This window comes from Actinoplanes sichuanensis (assembly GCF_033097365.1).
In the GTDB taxonomy this organism is placed as follows: domain Bacteria; phylum Actinomycetota; class Actinomycetes; order Mycobacteriales; family Micromonosporaceae; genus Actinoplanes; species Actinoplanes sichuanensis.
In genome coordinates, this window is record NZ_AP028461.1 from 4,174,546 (window position 1) to 4,187,494 (window position 12,949).

The window sequence follows — 12,949 nt, forward strand, 5'->3', positions numbered from 1 at the left end:
CCTACCGTCGCCGGTCACCGTAGCGGTGTATCGATCCGGCTGGCGGTGAGTCGCCCGGTGGTGGCCTGGGCGAACACGACGGTCCGGCCGCCGATCAGGCTGATGTGGACCGTGTGGACCGGCCGGGCGAAGGTGGCGAGCGTGGTGACCGGGCGGGCCGTCATCGCCTCCCGGGGACCGGTCCAGAGCTGGACGGTGCCGTGTTCGGTTCCGCAGGCCAGCAGGACACGGTCGTGCGTGGTGGCCAGGTCGAGGCAGGTGATCCGGCCGTCCGCGCCGGTCGCCGTGGACAGGGGTGTCCCCGTGCCGGGATCCCACAGCCGCACCTGGTCGCCGACGGCGTGGGCGAGCAGGTCGGTTCCGGCGGCGAGGCGAGCGCCCGGGGAGGTGCCCGGTGGCCCGCCGTCCCAGGCCGTGCCGGGCAACGGCACCCGGCGCAGGTGCTCGCCGGTCAGCGGATCCCAGATGCTGATCCCGGCTCGACCGTCGATGGCGGTCCCGGTGGCCGCGACGACGGGACGTCCGAGGGCCGAGCCGAACGCCATCGAGGCGGGGCCGTACGTCTCGAAACGCCCGTCACCCAGTTCGGCGAGCAGGGCACCGGTAGTGGGGTCCCACACGCGAGCTCTGCGGCCGCCGGTGACCAGGACCGTTCGGTCGCCGGCCGGCCCGAACCGGATCGGGCCGTGCGGGAAGTCGTCGAGGACCCGGACGACGTCGCGGGTCTGCGGGTCCCACAACGGCACCCCGTGGCCGTTGCCGTGGGTGGCGATCAGCCAGCGGCCGTCGACCATGCCGGCCGTCACGCCGTGTCGGCAGTGGTCGTTGCTGACATACCATCCGGCCTCACGGGTCAGGTCGGGACATCGGTGTCCGGGCTCGCCGGGGTAGACCTGACACCGGAGGCGGCCGATCCGGCTACCGGTGATCGGATCGAGCAGGTCCACTGACGGTCGACCGGTGCCGACGACCAGCATCGGCTGTGCCGGGTCGGCGACGATCGCGAGCCCGCCGGCCGATCCGGCGAGGTGCCGGTCGCCGGGTGGTGGGGTGTCGGTGTCCCACAGTCGCACCGTGCCGTCGGCTCCCGCGGTGGCGACGACCGCCGCACCGTCGATCGTGCCGAAGGCGGCGGCGTGGACGTGGCCCGTGTGGCCACGTAGCACCCCGGTCTGCCGACCCGCCACGGGATACACGAACACGTCGAGGCCGGTCCGGGCGTCGTCGGAACCGATCCGCCGGTCGTGTGCCTTGATCGTGACGAATCGGCCGGAGCCTTCTGCCGTGGTCGCGGCGAGCAGCGACTCGTTCAGGTCCAGCTCTCGGGAGTCGACGACCTCGCCGGTGCGAACGTCCCACCACACCACCGCGGCCACCGTGTTGGGCCCCTGGTGGGGGATCTCCGCTTCGACGGTCGCTCCGAGCAGCAGCCGGCCGTCGTGACGGCACACCACCAGCGGCGGCACCGGGGAAGCGCCGAACATGTCGTCGTCGTGCCCGTCGTACGCCCATGCCAGGGCCGCGGTCTGGACGCCGGTGCCCGGATCCAGCAGCGACACCTCGTCGCCGTCCTCGGCGAACGCCGCCAGCAGGTCACCCTGGTCGGCGGGGACGGCCGCCAGCCCGCCCGACGCACGCGCGCCGAACCAGCGGTGGTCGCGGATCCGGTCGAGGCGGTCGGCGGTTTCGGCGTCCCACACGTCCATCGCGCCGCGCCGCCGGTACTGCTGCCCGCGGTCGGTCGCGACGATCAGCCGGTCGCGGCCGGCGGCGGCGACGATCGCCAGGCCGACCACGTCGCCGCGGCCGAGCATGATGGTGTCCCGCAGTTGTCCAGTCCGCGCATCCCACAGCCGGGCGGTTCGGTCGGCCGCGACGCTGGCCAGGACCGGGCGGCGGGCGACCGTGCCGAAGGCGAGCCGTGTCACGGCACCGGTGTGCCCGGTCAGCGTTGCCGTGACCGCGCCGGCGTGGGGATCCCACAACCGCACGGTGTGGTCCGCCCCGCCGGTCGCCAGTATCGCCCGGCCGGTCACCTGCCCGAACGCGACCGACAGCACCGGCCCGGCGTGCCCGACCAGCCGGGTATGGAACCCGGACCGTTCGCCCCGGGACCACAGCGGAGTCCACCCCGCCACAGCTGCCAGGTCCAGCGCGGGCAGCGCCGCCGGTTCCTCGGTCAGTGCCATCGCCTGCAGGATGCTCGCGCGCGCACTCGGATCGGCGGGTTCCGCCGCTCGTAGCCGGTCCAGCGCCCGCCGGTACGCCCGGACCGCCGGACCGCTCGAACCCCGCCACGCCCGCTGCCCCATGAGTCGGGGACCTTATCGATCGACATCACGCCGATCAAGAAACCGGTCAGCCGTTCCAGCCGTTGGCCCCGTGAACCCGCAGGCTGGTGACCGGTTCGGTGTCGAACGGGGCGGTGTCCTCATCGGCCACTTCTCGCCAGGTACGTCCGCCGTCGCCGGAGACATACCGCCACTGCCCGGTGCAGTCCGGGCGGCTCGCGTAGCGACTGGACACGGCCCACCGCACTCGCAGCCCGAGCTGTCCCGCGTCGTCGAAGACGGCGACCACGATGCCGTTGTCGTAGACGTCATCGGTGCCGACGCCGCTCTCGCCTCCGACCAGCGGCCTGCCGACGATGACCTCGTCCCCGTCGACGTGGACGACCAACAGGAACCTGCCCAGGTCGGTGGGGCGCAGTTCGAACATCCGCCGAATCTATCCGGTAGGTGCACGGTGGCCCGCCCGGTGCTGCGGGAGTTCACCGCGCAGGCGGCGGGTCCGTCCAGGTCCACGATGGGCGGCAGACCGGCCGCGCGGTCATGCACCTGCTGGTCGACGCCATCGGCCCTGCCGACCAGGATCGCGATGGTCGCCGGTTCGTCGGCTATGCCGAAGAAATGCTCATCCCGGTCGAGGTGTACCCCATCGGTGTCTGATCGATCCCGGTGGTCGCACGCCGGCGTCTGGCGTCGACGCGGCAGAGGGCGCAGGCGGGTTGACCGTCGGGTCGGCGGGCGGTGGTGAGTCCGTGGGCGCAGCGGGGTGTGGGGGTGAGGGTCACGGTTACGTCTTGGTTCTGGTCGGTCGGGGTTGTGTGGTGGTCCTGGTAGGTGGTGGGGGCCTGTGGACCCCACGTGACGGTCCTTGAGGACCCCGCGCGGCTTGGTTTCGTGGTCCTTGAGGACTCTGCGCGGTGCTGCGTTTCGGGGTTCGGTGTGGGGTCCTGCGGACCCGGCGCGGTGGCGGGTGTGGGGTCGGGTGTGGGGTCCTGGGGACCTCGCGTGCAGGTGGTGGTGGGGCGGGTTCGGGGTGTGCCGCGGTGGGTGTCGCGGACGGCCTGGGCCTGCTGGGTGTGGTGGGTGGGGGTCCAGACTTCGAGGTCGTCGCGGTCGAGGAGATCGGTGGGGAGGGTGAGGCGGTATTCGTCGGCGCGGCGGTGCCCGGCGGCGGGCCGGACGAGTTGGAGTAGTCCGAGGCGGCGTAGCAGGGTGAGGGTGTCGCGGACGGTGCGGTATTCGATCTCGAGGTCGACGGCGAGGCGGGCGATGCCGGGGTGGATGCGGGTGCCGTCGTGGTCGGCGTAGGTGGCCAGGCGGTGGGCGACGAGTTTGATGCGGGCGGCGCTGTAGGTCTTGCCGGCGATGGTGACCGTGCCGAATCGGATGCGGGCGAGGATGTCGGTCCATTCGCGGACGGTCACGGGGATCAGGTCGGTGCTCATGTCGTACCCCTTGTTTGGGCATGAAAAGGCCGCCGGCTGCGGGCCGGCGGCCTTCTTCTCGGGTGGTGTGGTCAGTCGTGGAGCAGGTGGTGGACGGTGTCGGGGTGCACGCCGCTGCGGACCCATCCGGCGACGGTGTGGAGGAACGGGTCGCCGGGGTCGGCGTGGTGGGCGCGTTGGACGGCCAGTCGGGCGAGGGCGCCTTGGCCGGCTTGCAGGGCGGCGACGGCGAGCATGGTGGCGGGGCCGGCGACGCAGTCGGGGGTGGCGCGGCGGGTGAGGTCGGTCCAGGTGCGTAGGTGCAGGTCGTCGCCGTGGACGTGTCGTGCTGCGCGGTCGCGTAGCGGGCCGAGGCCGAGCAGGATGTTGAGGAGTGCGGCGCGGTCGTCGGTCAGCCGGCCGGACTGGTAGGCGTGTGCGGTTTCGGTGAGTAGTTCGTCGAGCAGGGTGTGGAAGGTGTCGGTGATCTGCTGGTCGGTGCAGTCGTCGAGTAGCTGGTGCAGGTGTCGGGCGGCGCGGTGGTAGGCGTCGGTGAGGGCGGCGCGTTCGGGGCCGGTGACCGGGTCGAGTCGGGCGGCCAGCGCGTCGACGTCGGTGGCGGCGGTGAGGCCGTGGTAGGTGGCGTAGGCGGCGGCGACCGTACTGTCGGGCTGGAACGGCGTGCCGTCGTGGTGGCAGTCGGGTTCGCCGCAGTGCAGATGCCAGATCCGGTCGGCGTGGACGCGGAACGCGGCGAGCACCGGGATCCCGAAGTCGGTGAACGCGGCGGTGGTGTGGTCGACGGCGGTGGTGACGGGCTGGTCGTCGCCGTAGCCGAGCAGCAGGATCTGGTCGGGGCCCTTGTCGGCGATCAGGGCGCAACTGGAGGCGAGGTCGCGGGTCAGGGGTGCGGCGGCGATGAAGTGGATCCGACACTGTCGGAGGGCGAGGATCACGAGCCGGTCGTACGGGTGGTAGCCGAGTAGGTAGGGCACGAGTGCGGCGGCGTCGGCGGGGTCGGTCAGGTTGATGGGGTCGTTGACGGTCACGGCGGTGGCCTTCCTTGGAAAGGCCCGGGGCGCGCGGTGGTTCCCCTCGGCTGGTGCCGGGGGCGGTGGTGCTGGAGCCCCGGGCACGAGCGGATGGGTCAGTGGTGGTGGTCGCCGAGAATGCGCACGGTGGTGCTCGCTTTGATGGGTGCGCCGTCCGGTCCCTTCAGGTAGGGATCGATGGGGATGTCGCGGCGTAGGGTGCGGCCGGGCCCGTAGGGCTGGTGGCGGGTGTGGCCGCTGACCCAGAACCGGTGCTCCGGCGGTCGACGGCCGCCGGCCGTGTTGACGGTGGTGGTGCGGCGAGCGGCGGGTTTGATCCGCACGATGCGGATGTCCGGCGGCGGGCGCCGGGCGCGGCGGTAGGAGCGGCCGAGCCCGGGTTCGGGTGGGGTGGGTTCGTCGCGGGTCAACTGTTGGGCGATCACCAGCCACGTCGCGGCGAGCGGGGCGAGCGGATCGTCGGCGGTGACGGTGTGGTCGTCGGGGATGTCGCGGACGTGGACGGGGATGAGCCTGCCGACCTCGTGGCGTAGGGCGGTGAGGACGTGTTCGGGCAGGTCGGCGTGGATGGTGCGGTAGGCGACGATCCGCCAGCCGTGCTGGTGGCGGGTCCAGGAGGCGGCGGCGAGCCGGTGCGGGCCGACCGGGTTCGCCCAGGTGAGCAGGCTGACCCGGCTGGGCACGATCCGTTCGGTGACCGGGGTGGCGGGTAGGTCGGTGTGGACCTGCTCGATCAGGTCGGTGAACTCGCCGTCGATCCAGGTGAACTGTCCCTGGTCGAGGCCGTCGGCGATCTCGTGGCGGACGGCGGGGTCGGCCAGCGGGTGTGGCAGCCCGGTGGGTCCGCGCAGCAGGGCGGCGAGCCGGTCGCGGATGCGTGGCAGTGCGGGTGGTTTCAGGGGAAGGGCCGGCCAGGTGCCGGTGGTGATCAGGGTGCGGCCGGGTTCGCGGCTGAGGATGATCGCCTCGTGCAGTCCGGCGAGCAGGAGGGCGGCGGGGCTGTCGGGAGCCCAGTTCATGACGTCGGTGCAGCGGCGGGTCAGGGCCGGTCGGTCGTCGGTGTCGATCAGGTGGGCGCATTCGCCGCAGACGTGCCAGCGGCTGCTGTACCGCTCGATGATCGTCACGGGGTCGTCGATGGTTTCGACGGTCGCGGCCTCGGTGCGGTATTCCCACCACGGCTGGTGGACGCTGCACAGATGGCACCGCCGGAACACGCTGTCGAACCGGTCGGCGGGGACCGGGACGGTCGGATGGTCGGCGGCCGGAGTGACCGGATGCTCGTAGACGACACCGCCGTCGCGGTGGATGGCGACCAGGGCGTAGCCGCAGGCGCCGCAGGCCATGTCGTGGTCGATCACGCCCGACCACCTCCGGGGTGCCGGTCGCGGCGGCGGGGTCCGTGGCGGCCGGCGTTGCGGGGCATGCCCATCCCCGGCGCGTAGAGGCGGTGGCCGCCGCGGTCGTGTTTGGCGTGGTGCAGGGCGATGTCGGCCTCGTGCAGCAGGTCGACGAACGTGGTCGGCTCGGCGCCGGTGTAGACGGTGACACCGGCACTGCCGCCCGGGACGACACTGATCGGGCCGTCGCCGGTGTGCAGCACCGCCGGCACCGCCAGCCGGGCGAGCACGTCACCGATGGGATCGCCGTCGGTACCGGGCAACACGATCAGAAACTCGTCACCACCGAGCCGCGCCGCGAACCCCTGACGCGGCAGCACGGCCCGGGTGAGGCGGGCGGCCGTGATCCGCAGCAACTGATCGCCGGCCTGGTAGCCGTACCCGTCGTTGATGGTCTTGAAGTGGTCCAGATCGACCAGGGCGAAGGTGGTCGGCCGGCGGCCGACTTCAACGGTGTGAAAGACGAGCCGGGCGGCGGCCCACCGATTCAACAGGCCGGTGAGCCGGTCGTGGTCGGCCAGCCGCCGGGCGTCGGCGAGCGCGGTCCGCAAGGCGTTCAGAGTGCGCAGCCGGGGCCGGACGGTCAGGTGGCCGAGCAGGATGCCGGCCAACAGGACAGCGATGAACAACACGAAGTGCTCCTTCGGAGTCGGGAAACAGCGACGGCCCGCCCAAACAGGGCGGGCCGTCGCGGGGCATGCGGTTACGGCAAGTGGCAGGCGATGCGTTCGGCGGCGTCGACGACCTTGTCGCGGCGGGCCACAGGCAGATCAGCGAGTTGTACGGCGAACGCCTGCTCCTGATCGGTCAATGGATCGACGGCGAGCTGCTGGTAGGTCTGGCGGGCCTGCTCGTGTTCGGCTTCGATCGGCCCGCTCGGGTTCAAGCGGGGCACGTGGGCGCGCAGCTGCCTCATCGCGTCCACCGGATCGGGGCGCAGGGTGATCCCGTCGATGCGGAACCCGGCCGGCAGGTCGGCGGCGCGCAAGGCGTCGGCCAGGCACAGTTCGGCCTGTATCGCGTGGGCGAACGCCTCACCCCGCTGCGGGACCTGTCGACGGGCACGGACGGCGGCGAGCCCGGCCTGCCAGTACAGGTGGGTGTCGTTCGCTCGGCGGGCCAGGGCGAGCAGGATCGCGCGTACCGGATCCATGGTCATCTCCCCCGTCGGTCGATCGTGGTCGCGTCGGTGAACTGTTCGATCTGATGCGCCACTGGGTGGTGCTCCTTTCGTGGGCATGCCGATGAGGACGGCCACCTCGGGTGGCCGTCCTCGCAGACGGTGTGGGTTACCGGCGTCCGGCGTGGGGGCGTCGAGGTGCCGACCGGATCGGGTGGGCGGGTACGACGCCCGCGGCTGCCGGAGCTCAGCAGAAACGGGGATGGTGCGGAAAAATGTGGGCCGACGGTAGCGTGCCGACCTGACAGACCTGGTCAGGGCTTGGCGAAGACCAGGATGTCGGTGTGTACGGACAGATCCGTGTGGACGCCGACGATGTGTTCCCGGTAGACGAGACCCGCGTCGTGGGCGGCGCCGATGAGTGTCCGGTTGACGCCGTAGTCCACGCCGTCCTGGATCACGGCCAGGCAGCTGCCGGACGCCAGCCGGGCGTGACAGCCGGCCATCACCGGGCCTGGACGGGTGTCGGCCAGGGGCCAGGCGATGACGATCAGCGCCGCCCGGCGCGGGCCTTTCACCGTCGAATGGCGTGCGTGGGTGCGGTGCAACGCCTGGGCGCAGCGGGCGAGTTGTTCGCCGATGGTCAGGTCGAGGATCAGCCGGTGGCCGCGGGTGTAGCCGACGATCAGCCGCTGCGCGACCGGTAGGGACAGGGTCTCCCCCGGCCGGGCCGGAGGCAGGTGCCACACGGTGATCGGCACCTGGGCGAGTTCAGGGGTATCGGTCATGGGCCGGATGGGCCCCCGGACGGTGGGTGGACGTACTGACGTCTCCCAGTACCGTCCGGTCAGCTCGTACGCACGATGCCCGCTCCTGACACGAACTGACAGCGGCCTGTCAGCGTGGCAGCCGAGCCAGCAGCTCTGCGATGTCGGCGGGAAGTTCGGCGCGGTGTGGTTGCGCGCAGTACCGCACCGTGCAGGCGGCCGACACCAGCTCGACGGCCGAGCGGTTCCCGGCGTCGAGCACCCGGGTGGCCATGCCGAGGGGCACCAGCAGGTCCGCCTGGGCCTCATCGGACAGGGAGTCCCGCACCTGTTCGTCGTGCAGGATCGCTCGGACGAGGGCCCGCAGGATCCGCTCGATCTCCGTGGTGTCGGCGGTCTGCGCCAACAGGTCCATGTCGTCGAACTCGCCGAACCCGAACCTGTCGATCCGGCGCATGACCACGCTCATACGACCACTCGCGCCTCTCGGGTTCGCTTCTGACAGCCGTCCTCATTCTGGCTGACAGCACCGGTCAGGCCTGCTGCGGTCAGGTCTCGACAGGCGGGTGTGCCGCAATGGGCGCGCTGATCTCCTTCGATTCCTGGAGTACGAGCCATGTCGCGTACCGCTCTGCACGTCGCCGAGGACGCCTTCCGGTTGCTCGTCGGTGAACCCGGCCCGTTGGTGTTCGACGGCCGTCCGGTCCCCGGGCTGCCCGATCGACTGTTGCCGTTGGACGAACTGGGTACCCTGCTGGTCGCCGGCACCCCGGCGGAGGTGTCCGATGCGGTATGGCGGCACCTGGCCGGACGCGCCCGAAACGACGGTCCGGGGTGGGTGGTCGGTGCGGTCGGTGTCGCCCTGCCCGGCCTGACCCGGATGGCCGGGCGCCTGAGCGCGGGGGTTCCCGGCCTGGCCGACGACATCGACGCGGAGTTGCTGGCCGGGTTCCTGACCGCGTTGCGGGGCGCGGATCTGCAGCCGCCGCGGGTGTGGTTGCGGCTGTGCTGGGCGGCCTGGCGGGCCGGGAAACGGGCCCGCACGACCGATGACCTGCTGGAACTGCCGCCCGACGTGCCGGTCGGGTCGCGGTCGCCGCACCGGCCGTACGGGCATCCGGACATCGTGCTCGGCCGGGCCGTGCACGCCGGTGTCCTCACCGCCGAACAGGCGGATCTGATCGGCGCGACGCGGCTCGGTGACGTGCTGGTGGAGCAGATCGCCGTCGCGGGCGGCGAGACCGGGTCGGTGGTACGGATGCGCCGGCGCCGGGCCGAACTCAAACTGGTGGCCGCGCTGCGCCGCGGTGACCTGGCGCTGCCCACGGTCAGGGCTGTCGGGCATCCCGGCTGAGGTCGGCCAGTCCCGGCCAGCGGCGTCGGGCACCTTGGCGGCTCATCCCGACGGCGGCGCCGATCTCGACGTAGTCGGCGCCGGCCCGGGCCGCTCCGCGAGCGGCCCGGTCGAGGTGGGTGTCGAGTTCGGCACTGAGCAGCCGGGCTGCGGTCAGCACGGCCAGGCGTACCTCGCGTTCGCCGGCGTGCGGGTTGTCGGCGCACAGCCGGCGGGCGATCTGCACGGTCAGCTCGTCGACGGCGTCGGTGATGCGGCTTCGCTCGGCCGGGTTCAACGGTGGTGTCGTCTCGGTCATCGGACCCCCACATCGTGACAACGACAGTTGTCGATGAGTATCGGCCGTGACAACAGTCGTTGTCAGCCGGATTTCCGTGCGACAACAGTCGTTGTCGGGCCGATCTGCGTGCGACAACAGTCGTTGTCGGGCCGATCTGCGTGCGACAACAGTCGTTGTCGGGCCGTTTTGCGTGCGACAACAGTCGTTGTCCGGCCGATCTGCGCGCGCGGGAAGATCATCGGGTGCGACAACGACTGTTGTCGCAGCGGCCCGTGTCGGGCTCATGGCCGTCTCGGCTCGAAAGATCGGTTGTTCCACTGGTTCGACCGATGCGATGCCGTCGGGCAGTGCACGCCCGTGCGATAGTGCCGATCGTGAACTTCCCTCTGGACGAGCTCGGGTCCGCCGTGTCGGCTCGGGCCGAGACCTGGGAACGGCTGGGGCTCGAATGGCGGATCGGCCCGGTCGCGCCGAACCATGGCAAGCCGGTGGTCGTCGGTGAGTTCGAGTCGGCGGTCTGGCTGGGCGGCCTGCTGATCTGGATCAGCGGCGAGGCGGAGCTCGACGCCGTCCGTGTCTGCGATGATCACGCGGTCAGTAAGCACTACGACCTGGCCGGGCGGGCCGACCTCGAGGTGCTGTTCGGCGAACTGGACGCTCTGCTGACCGCCGGTCGCGTTCCCGACGCCGCCGTCGTTCACCGCCATCCGTCACCGCCGGCTTCGTGATGGTCGGCTGCTGCCGCGCTACCGCATTCGATGCGCCATGACGCCGAGACTTCGCCGCGCCGTCCGCGCGATCATCCTCGATGAGCACGACCGCGTCCTGCTCTGCCGGTTCGACTTTCCTCACCCGGCGGTACCCGGGACAGCGCGGGCCGTCTGGGCGGCGCCGGGCGGCGGCATCGAACCCGGCGAGGACCCTCTGACGGCTCTGCGTCGCGAACTGCGTGAGGAGACCGGTCTGGTGATCACCGCCGATCCGCCGCACATCTGGCACCAGGAGATCTCGGCCGCCGAACATCCGCGGGCCGCCGGCGGCATCATCAACGACTACTACCTCGTCCGCGTGAACAACTTCCAGCCCCACGGCGAACTGACAGACGAGCAACTCGCCACCGAGGAGAATCTCGGTGCGTTCCGCTGGTGGCGGCTCTCGGAGATCGCCGACCACACGGGACCCGAGCTGTTCTCGCCCCGCGACCTCGTCAATCCCCTGACATCGCTGCTCACAGTGGGGGTTCCGGACCGGCCGGTGCGACTCGGCCTTTAAGGGCAGGTTGCCCCGACCGGCCAGGGCGATCCCGACGAGGGTCGTGGAAGACTGAGCGGGTGATGATCAGCCTGGCAGACGCGCGGGATGTCGCAGACGTGGCCCGGCTGTTGTGGCTCGACACCCACGGTGACGAGCCGGCGCAGGAGTCCGCTGACGCATTCGAGGCGACACTCGCGCAGTGGTGGGTCGCTCATCAGGATTCGCATCTGGCATTCGTCGCTCGAGTCGATGCGAAGATCGTCGGCATGGCGTGGGTCGCGCTCGTTGCTCGGGTCCCGAGACCTGGAGCGACCAGCCGTCTGTCAGCCGACATCCAGAGTGTCTTCGTCAGACCGGAGCACCGGGGCCAGGGAATCGGATCGGCACTGGTGGAGGCCGCCTCGGATCACGCGATGCTCCTGGGATCCCAGCGAGTGACGGTCTGTTCCGGTCGCAGGGCGGTTCCGATTTACGAGCGGCTGGGCTTCGAGTCCTCCCGACAGCTCCTCCAGCGCCGGCCGATGTAGCAGCAAGCACGATGAACCCACGGCGGGGCCGTTGTCAGGTCGTGTCAGGTCGGGTGTGGGTTCGTGGGAGCTGACAGGGCGGTTCTGGGTGGTGCATGCCCGGTGTGGGTGTGTCCGCCCCGACAGCGTGTCGTGGGGGTCGGTCGGGTTCTTCGGGTTCGGGCGTACTGACTACCAACCTTCGATTCCTGTAGGGAGGAACGCCCCCGGTCCGGCCGGTCCTTGTGTGCTGTCGGGGCGGTCTCGACACACATTTGTGGAGATCGCTCATGCACGACGTGTACGAGGTGTTGGCTGCCCTGCCGGCGGAGGTGTTGGCGGCGAAGCCGATCAAAGAGGTCATCGACGGGATCCGGCTGTGGATCATGGGCCTGCTGGTGGCGGTGGCGACGCTGTTCCTGGTGATCGCCGGGCTGCGCTACACCGCGGCCGGTGGTGATCCGGCGCAGGTGGAGCAGGCGAAGGCGAACTTCCGGTCGGCGTTGGTCGGGTATGCCCTGGCCGTGTTGGCGCCGGTGATCCTGCAGGTGTTGCAGGGCATCGTCGGCGGCTGAGGTGCCGGATCCGGGTTGGTTGTACGACTGGTTCCTGCAGTGGCTGGTCGAGAGGATCCTGGCGATGTTCGGCGAGTTGTTGGCGTTGATGACCGCCAGGTTCTTCGTCTCGCCGGACGTGACGGTGTTGCCGCAGGTGCAGCAGTTGTCCGGTTGGTCGCTGGCGGTCGTCGACGCGGTCTACGTCCTGGCGATCACCGCGGCCGGGGTCATGCAGTTCACCGCCGGCGGTGTCGAGGCGCGGTATCAGGTCAAGGATCTGCTGCCGCGCCTGGCGTTCGGGTTCGTGGCGGCGAACGTCGGTGTCGAGGTGTGCCGGCTGCTGATCGAGCTGGCCAACGCCGTCACCGCCTCGCTGGCCGGTGAGGCGGCCGCCGGGAGACAGGTGGTCGAACACGCCCGCGATCAGATGGCACCTGCGGAGGGCCAGGAGGCGGCGTTGCTGCTGGTCGCGGTGATCGGCCTGTTGGTGGTGATCCTGTTCGTCCAGCTGCTGGTCGGCTGGCTGGTCCGGATCGCGGTGCTGGTGGTGCTGGCCGGTCTGGCGCCGCTGGCTTTGGCCTGTCACGGCCTGCCGCAGACCCAGCCGGCGGCGGTGTTGTGGTGGCGCAGCCTGGCCGGGTGCCTGACGGTGCCGGGGTTGCAGGCCGTCTTCCTGACCGTCGGCGCGGGCCTGTTGACCGGTCCGGCGCCGGTGATCCCGCAGTTGCTGGGCTTTGCCGACGGCTCCGGGATGCAGGTCGCGAACCTGCTGGTGGCGCTGTGCGTGCTGATCGTCGCCGTCAAGATCCCGAAACTGGTCGGCCGGTACATCACCCAGAGGCCGCCGAACTCGGCCGGGGTGTTGGTGCGGGCGGTGCTGCTGCAGACCCTGACCCGGCGGCTGAAGCTGCTCGGCAAATGAATCTTTCCTATTGCGTAAAGAAACG

General features: G+C 70.8%; 16 protein-coding genes. 6 read left to right on the forward strand and 10 right to left on the reverse strand.

All coding sequences use genetic code 11. The annotated features are described in order from the left end of the window. Nucleotides 1–14: 14 nt before the first annotated feature. The 9 genes from Q0Z83_RS19245 to Q0Z83_RS19285 form a co-directional block, all read right to left on the reverse strand. Nucleotides 15–2,312: a WD40 repeat domain-containing protein gene (locus Q0Z83_RS19245; protein WP_317795335.1), complete on the reverse strand. Its 2,298-nt coding sequence runs from the start codon at nucleotides 2,310–2,312 to the stop codon at nucleotides 15–17. Between the two features lie 46 nt (nucleotides 2,313–2,358). Further along, nucleotides 2,359–2,718: a hypothetical protein gene (locus tag Q0Z83_RS19250; RefSeq protein WP_317795336.1), complete on the reverse strand. Its 360-nt coding sequence runs from the start codon at nucleotides 2,716–2,718 to the stop codon at nucleotides 2,359–2,361. Between the two features lie 178 nt (nucleotides 2,719–2,896). Further along, nucleotides 2,897–3,733, reverse strand: a complete 837-nt coding sequence (locus Q0Z83_RS19255) for a hypothetical protein (RefSeq protein ID WP_317795337.1) — start codon at nucleotides 3,731–3,733, stop codon at nucleotides 2,897–2,899. Nucleotides 3,734–3,804: 71 nt separating this feature from the next. Continuing rightward, complete coding sequence (locus Q0Z83_RS19260) at nucleotides 3,805–4,761, reverse strand: DUF4192 domain-containing protein (protein ID WP_317795338.1); 957 nt, start codon at nucleotides 4,759–4,761, stop codon at nucleotides 3,805–3,807. 98 nt (nucleotides 4,762–4,859) lie between these two features. After that, nucleotides 4,860–6,125: a hypothetical protein gene (locus tag Q0Z83_RS19265; protein ID WP_317795339.1), complete on the reverse strand. Its 1,266-nt coding sequence runs from the start codon at nucleotides 6,123–6,125 to the stop codon at nucleotides 4,860–4,862. After that, the gene (locus tag Q0Z83_RS19270; protein ID WP_317795340.1) at nucleotides 6,122–6,796 is read right to left on the reverse strand and encodes a GGDEF domain-containing protein; all 675 of its coding nucleotides are present in this window, start codon (nucleotides 6,794–6,796) and stop codon (nucleotides 6,122–6,124) included. Before Q0Z83_RS19270 ends, Q0Z83_RS19265 begins: the two co-directional genes overlap by 4 nt. Nucleotides 6,797–6,867: 71 nt before the next feature. After that, entirely contained in the window at nucleotides 6,868–7,317 is a 450-nt protein-coding gene (locus tag Q0Z83_RS19275) for a hypothetical protein (RefSeq protein WP_317795341.1), read from the reverse strand. Between the two features lie 281 nt (nucleotides 7,318–7,598). Continuing rightward, entirely contained in the window at nucleotides 7,599–8,072 is a 474-nt protein-coding gene (locus Q0Z83_RS19280) for a hypothetical protein (protein ID WP_317795342.1), read from the reverse strand. A gap of 109 nt (nucleotides 8,073–8,181) precedes the next feature. After that, complete coding sequence (locus Q0Z83_RS19285; protein WP_317795343.1) at nucleotides 8,182–8,520, reverse strand: hypothetical protein; 339 nt, start codon at nucleotides 8,518–8,520, stop codon at nucleotides 8,182–8,184. Between the two features lie 147 nt (nucleotides 8,521–8,667). Between Q0Z83_RS19285 and Q0Z83_RS19290 the strand changes: the two genes are divergently transcribed. Continuing rightward, nucleotides 8,668–9,405 carry a hypothetical protein gene (locus Q0Z83_RS19290; RefSeq protein ID WP_317795344.1) on the forward strand — a complete coding sequence of 246 codons (738 nt, stop codon included), beginning with the start codon at nucleotides 8,668–8,670 and terminating at the stop codon, nucleotides 9,403–9,405. On the opposite strand, the gene Q0Z83_RS19295 is transcribed toward Q0Z83_RS19290, so the two are convergent. Next, nucleotides 9,380–9,703, reverse strand: a complete 324-nt coding sequence (locus tag Q0Z83_RS19295) for a hypothetical protein (protein ID WP_317795345.1) — start codon at nucleotides 9,701–9,703, stop codon at nucleotides 9,380–9,382. The two genes, Q0Z83_RS19290 and Q0Z83_RS19295, sit on opposite strands and share 26 nt — an antisense overlap. Nucleotides 9,704–10,059: 356 nt before the next feature. On the opposite strand from Q0Z83_RS19295, the gene Q0Z83_RS19300 reads away from it, so the two are divergent. From Q0Z83_RS19300 to Q0Z83_RS19320, 5 genes are all read left to right on the forward strand, one after another. Then, entirely contained in the window at nucleotides 10,060–10,413 is a 354-nt protein-coding gene (locus tag Q0Z83_RS19300; RefSeq protein WP_317795346.1) for a hypothetical protein, read from the forward strand. Nucleotides 10,414–10,450: 37 nt separating this feature from the next. Continuing rightward, nucleotides 10,451–10,957: an NUDIX hydrolase gene (locus Q0Z83_RS19305; protein ID WP_317795347.1), complete on the forward strand. Its 507-nt coding sequence runs from the start codon at nucleotides 10,451–10,453 to the stop codon at nucleotides 10,955–10,957. A gap of 62 nt (nucleotides 10,958–11,019) precedes the next feature. After that, entirely contained in the window at nucleotides 11,020–11,466 is a 447-nt protein-coding gene (locus tag Q0Z83_RS19310; RefSeq protein ID WP_317797099.1) for a GNAT family N-acetyltransferase, read from the forward strand. A 269-nt stretch (nucleotides 11,467–11,735) separates the two neighbouring features. Next, nucleotides 11,736–12,020: a pilin gene (locus Q0Z83_RS19315; protein WP_317795348.1), complete on the forward strand. Its 285-nt coding sequence runs from the start codon at nucleotides 11,736–11,738 to the stop codon at nucleotides 12,018–12,020. 1 nt (nucleotide 12,021) lies between these two features. Continuing rightward, nucleotides 12,022–12,924, forward strand: a complete 903-nt coding sequence (locus Q0Z83_RS19320) for a hypothetical protein (RefSeq protein WP_317795349.1) — start codon at nucleotides 12,022–12,024, stop codon at nucleotides 12,922–12,924. Nucleotides 12,925–12,949: the final 25 nt, after the last annotated feature.

What these genes read in the sequence shown, in the direction of transcription:
- Q0Z83_RS19255 (WP_317795337.1), bottom strand. Translation starts at nt 3,733, where the DNA reads ATGAGCACCGACCTGATCCCCGTGACCGTCCGCGAATGGACCGACATC.
- Q0Z83_RS19280 (WP_317795342.1), bottom strand. Translation starts at nt 8,072, where the DNA reads ATGACCGATACCCCTGAACTCGCCCAGGTGCCGATCACCGTGTGGCAC.
- Q0Z83_RS19285 (WP_317795343.1), bottom strand. Translation starts at nt 8,520, where the DNA reads ATGAGCGTGGTCATGCGCCGGATCGACAGGTTCGGGTTCGGCGAGTTC.
- Q0Z83_RS19250 (WP_317795336.1), bottom strand. Translation starts at nt 2,718, where the DNA reads ATGTTCGAACTGCGCCCCACCGACCTGGGCAGGTTCCTGTTGGTCGTC.
- Q0Z83_RS19295 (WP_317795345.1), bottom strand. Translation starts at nt 9,703, where the DNA reads ATGACCGAGACGACACCACCGTTGAACCCGGCCGAGCGAAGCCGCATC.
- Q0Z83_RS19315 (WP_317795348.1), top strand. Translation starts at nt 11,736, where the DNA reads ATGCACGACGTGTACGAGGTGTTGGCTGCCCTGCCGGCGGAGGTGTTG.
- Q0Z83_RS19245 (WP_317795335.1), bottom strand. Translation starts at nt 2,312, where the DNA reads ATGGGGCAGCGGGCGTGGCGGGGTTCGAGCGGTCCGGCGGTCCGGGCG.
- Q0Z83_RS19305 (WP_317795347.1), top strand. Translation starts at nt 10,451, where the DNA reads ATGACGCCGAGACTTCGCCGCGCCGTCCGCGCGATCATCCTCGATGAG.
- Q0Z83_RS19290 (WP_317795344.1), top strand. Translation starts at nt 8,668, where the DNA reads ATGTCGCGTACCGCTCTGCACGTCGCCGAGGACGCCTTCCGGTTGCTC.
- Q0Z83_RS19275 (WP_317795341.1), bottom strand. Translation starts at nt 7,317, where the DNA reads ATGGATCCGGTACGCGCGATCCTGCTCGCCCTGGCCCGCCGAGCGAAC.
- Q0Z83_RS19310 (WP_317797099.1), top strand. Translation starts at nt 11,020, where the DNA reads ATGATCAGCCTGGCAGACGCGCGGGATGTCGCAGACGTGGCCCGGCTG.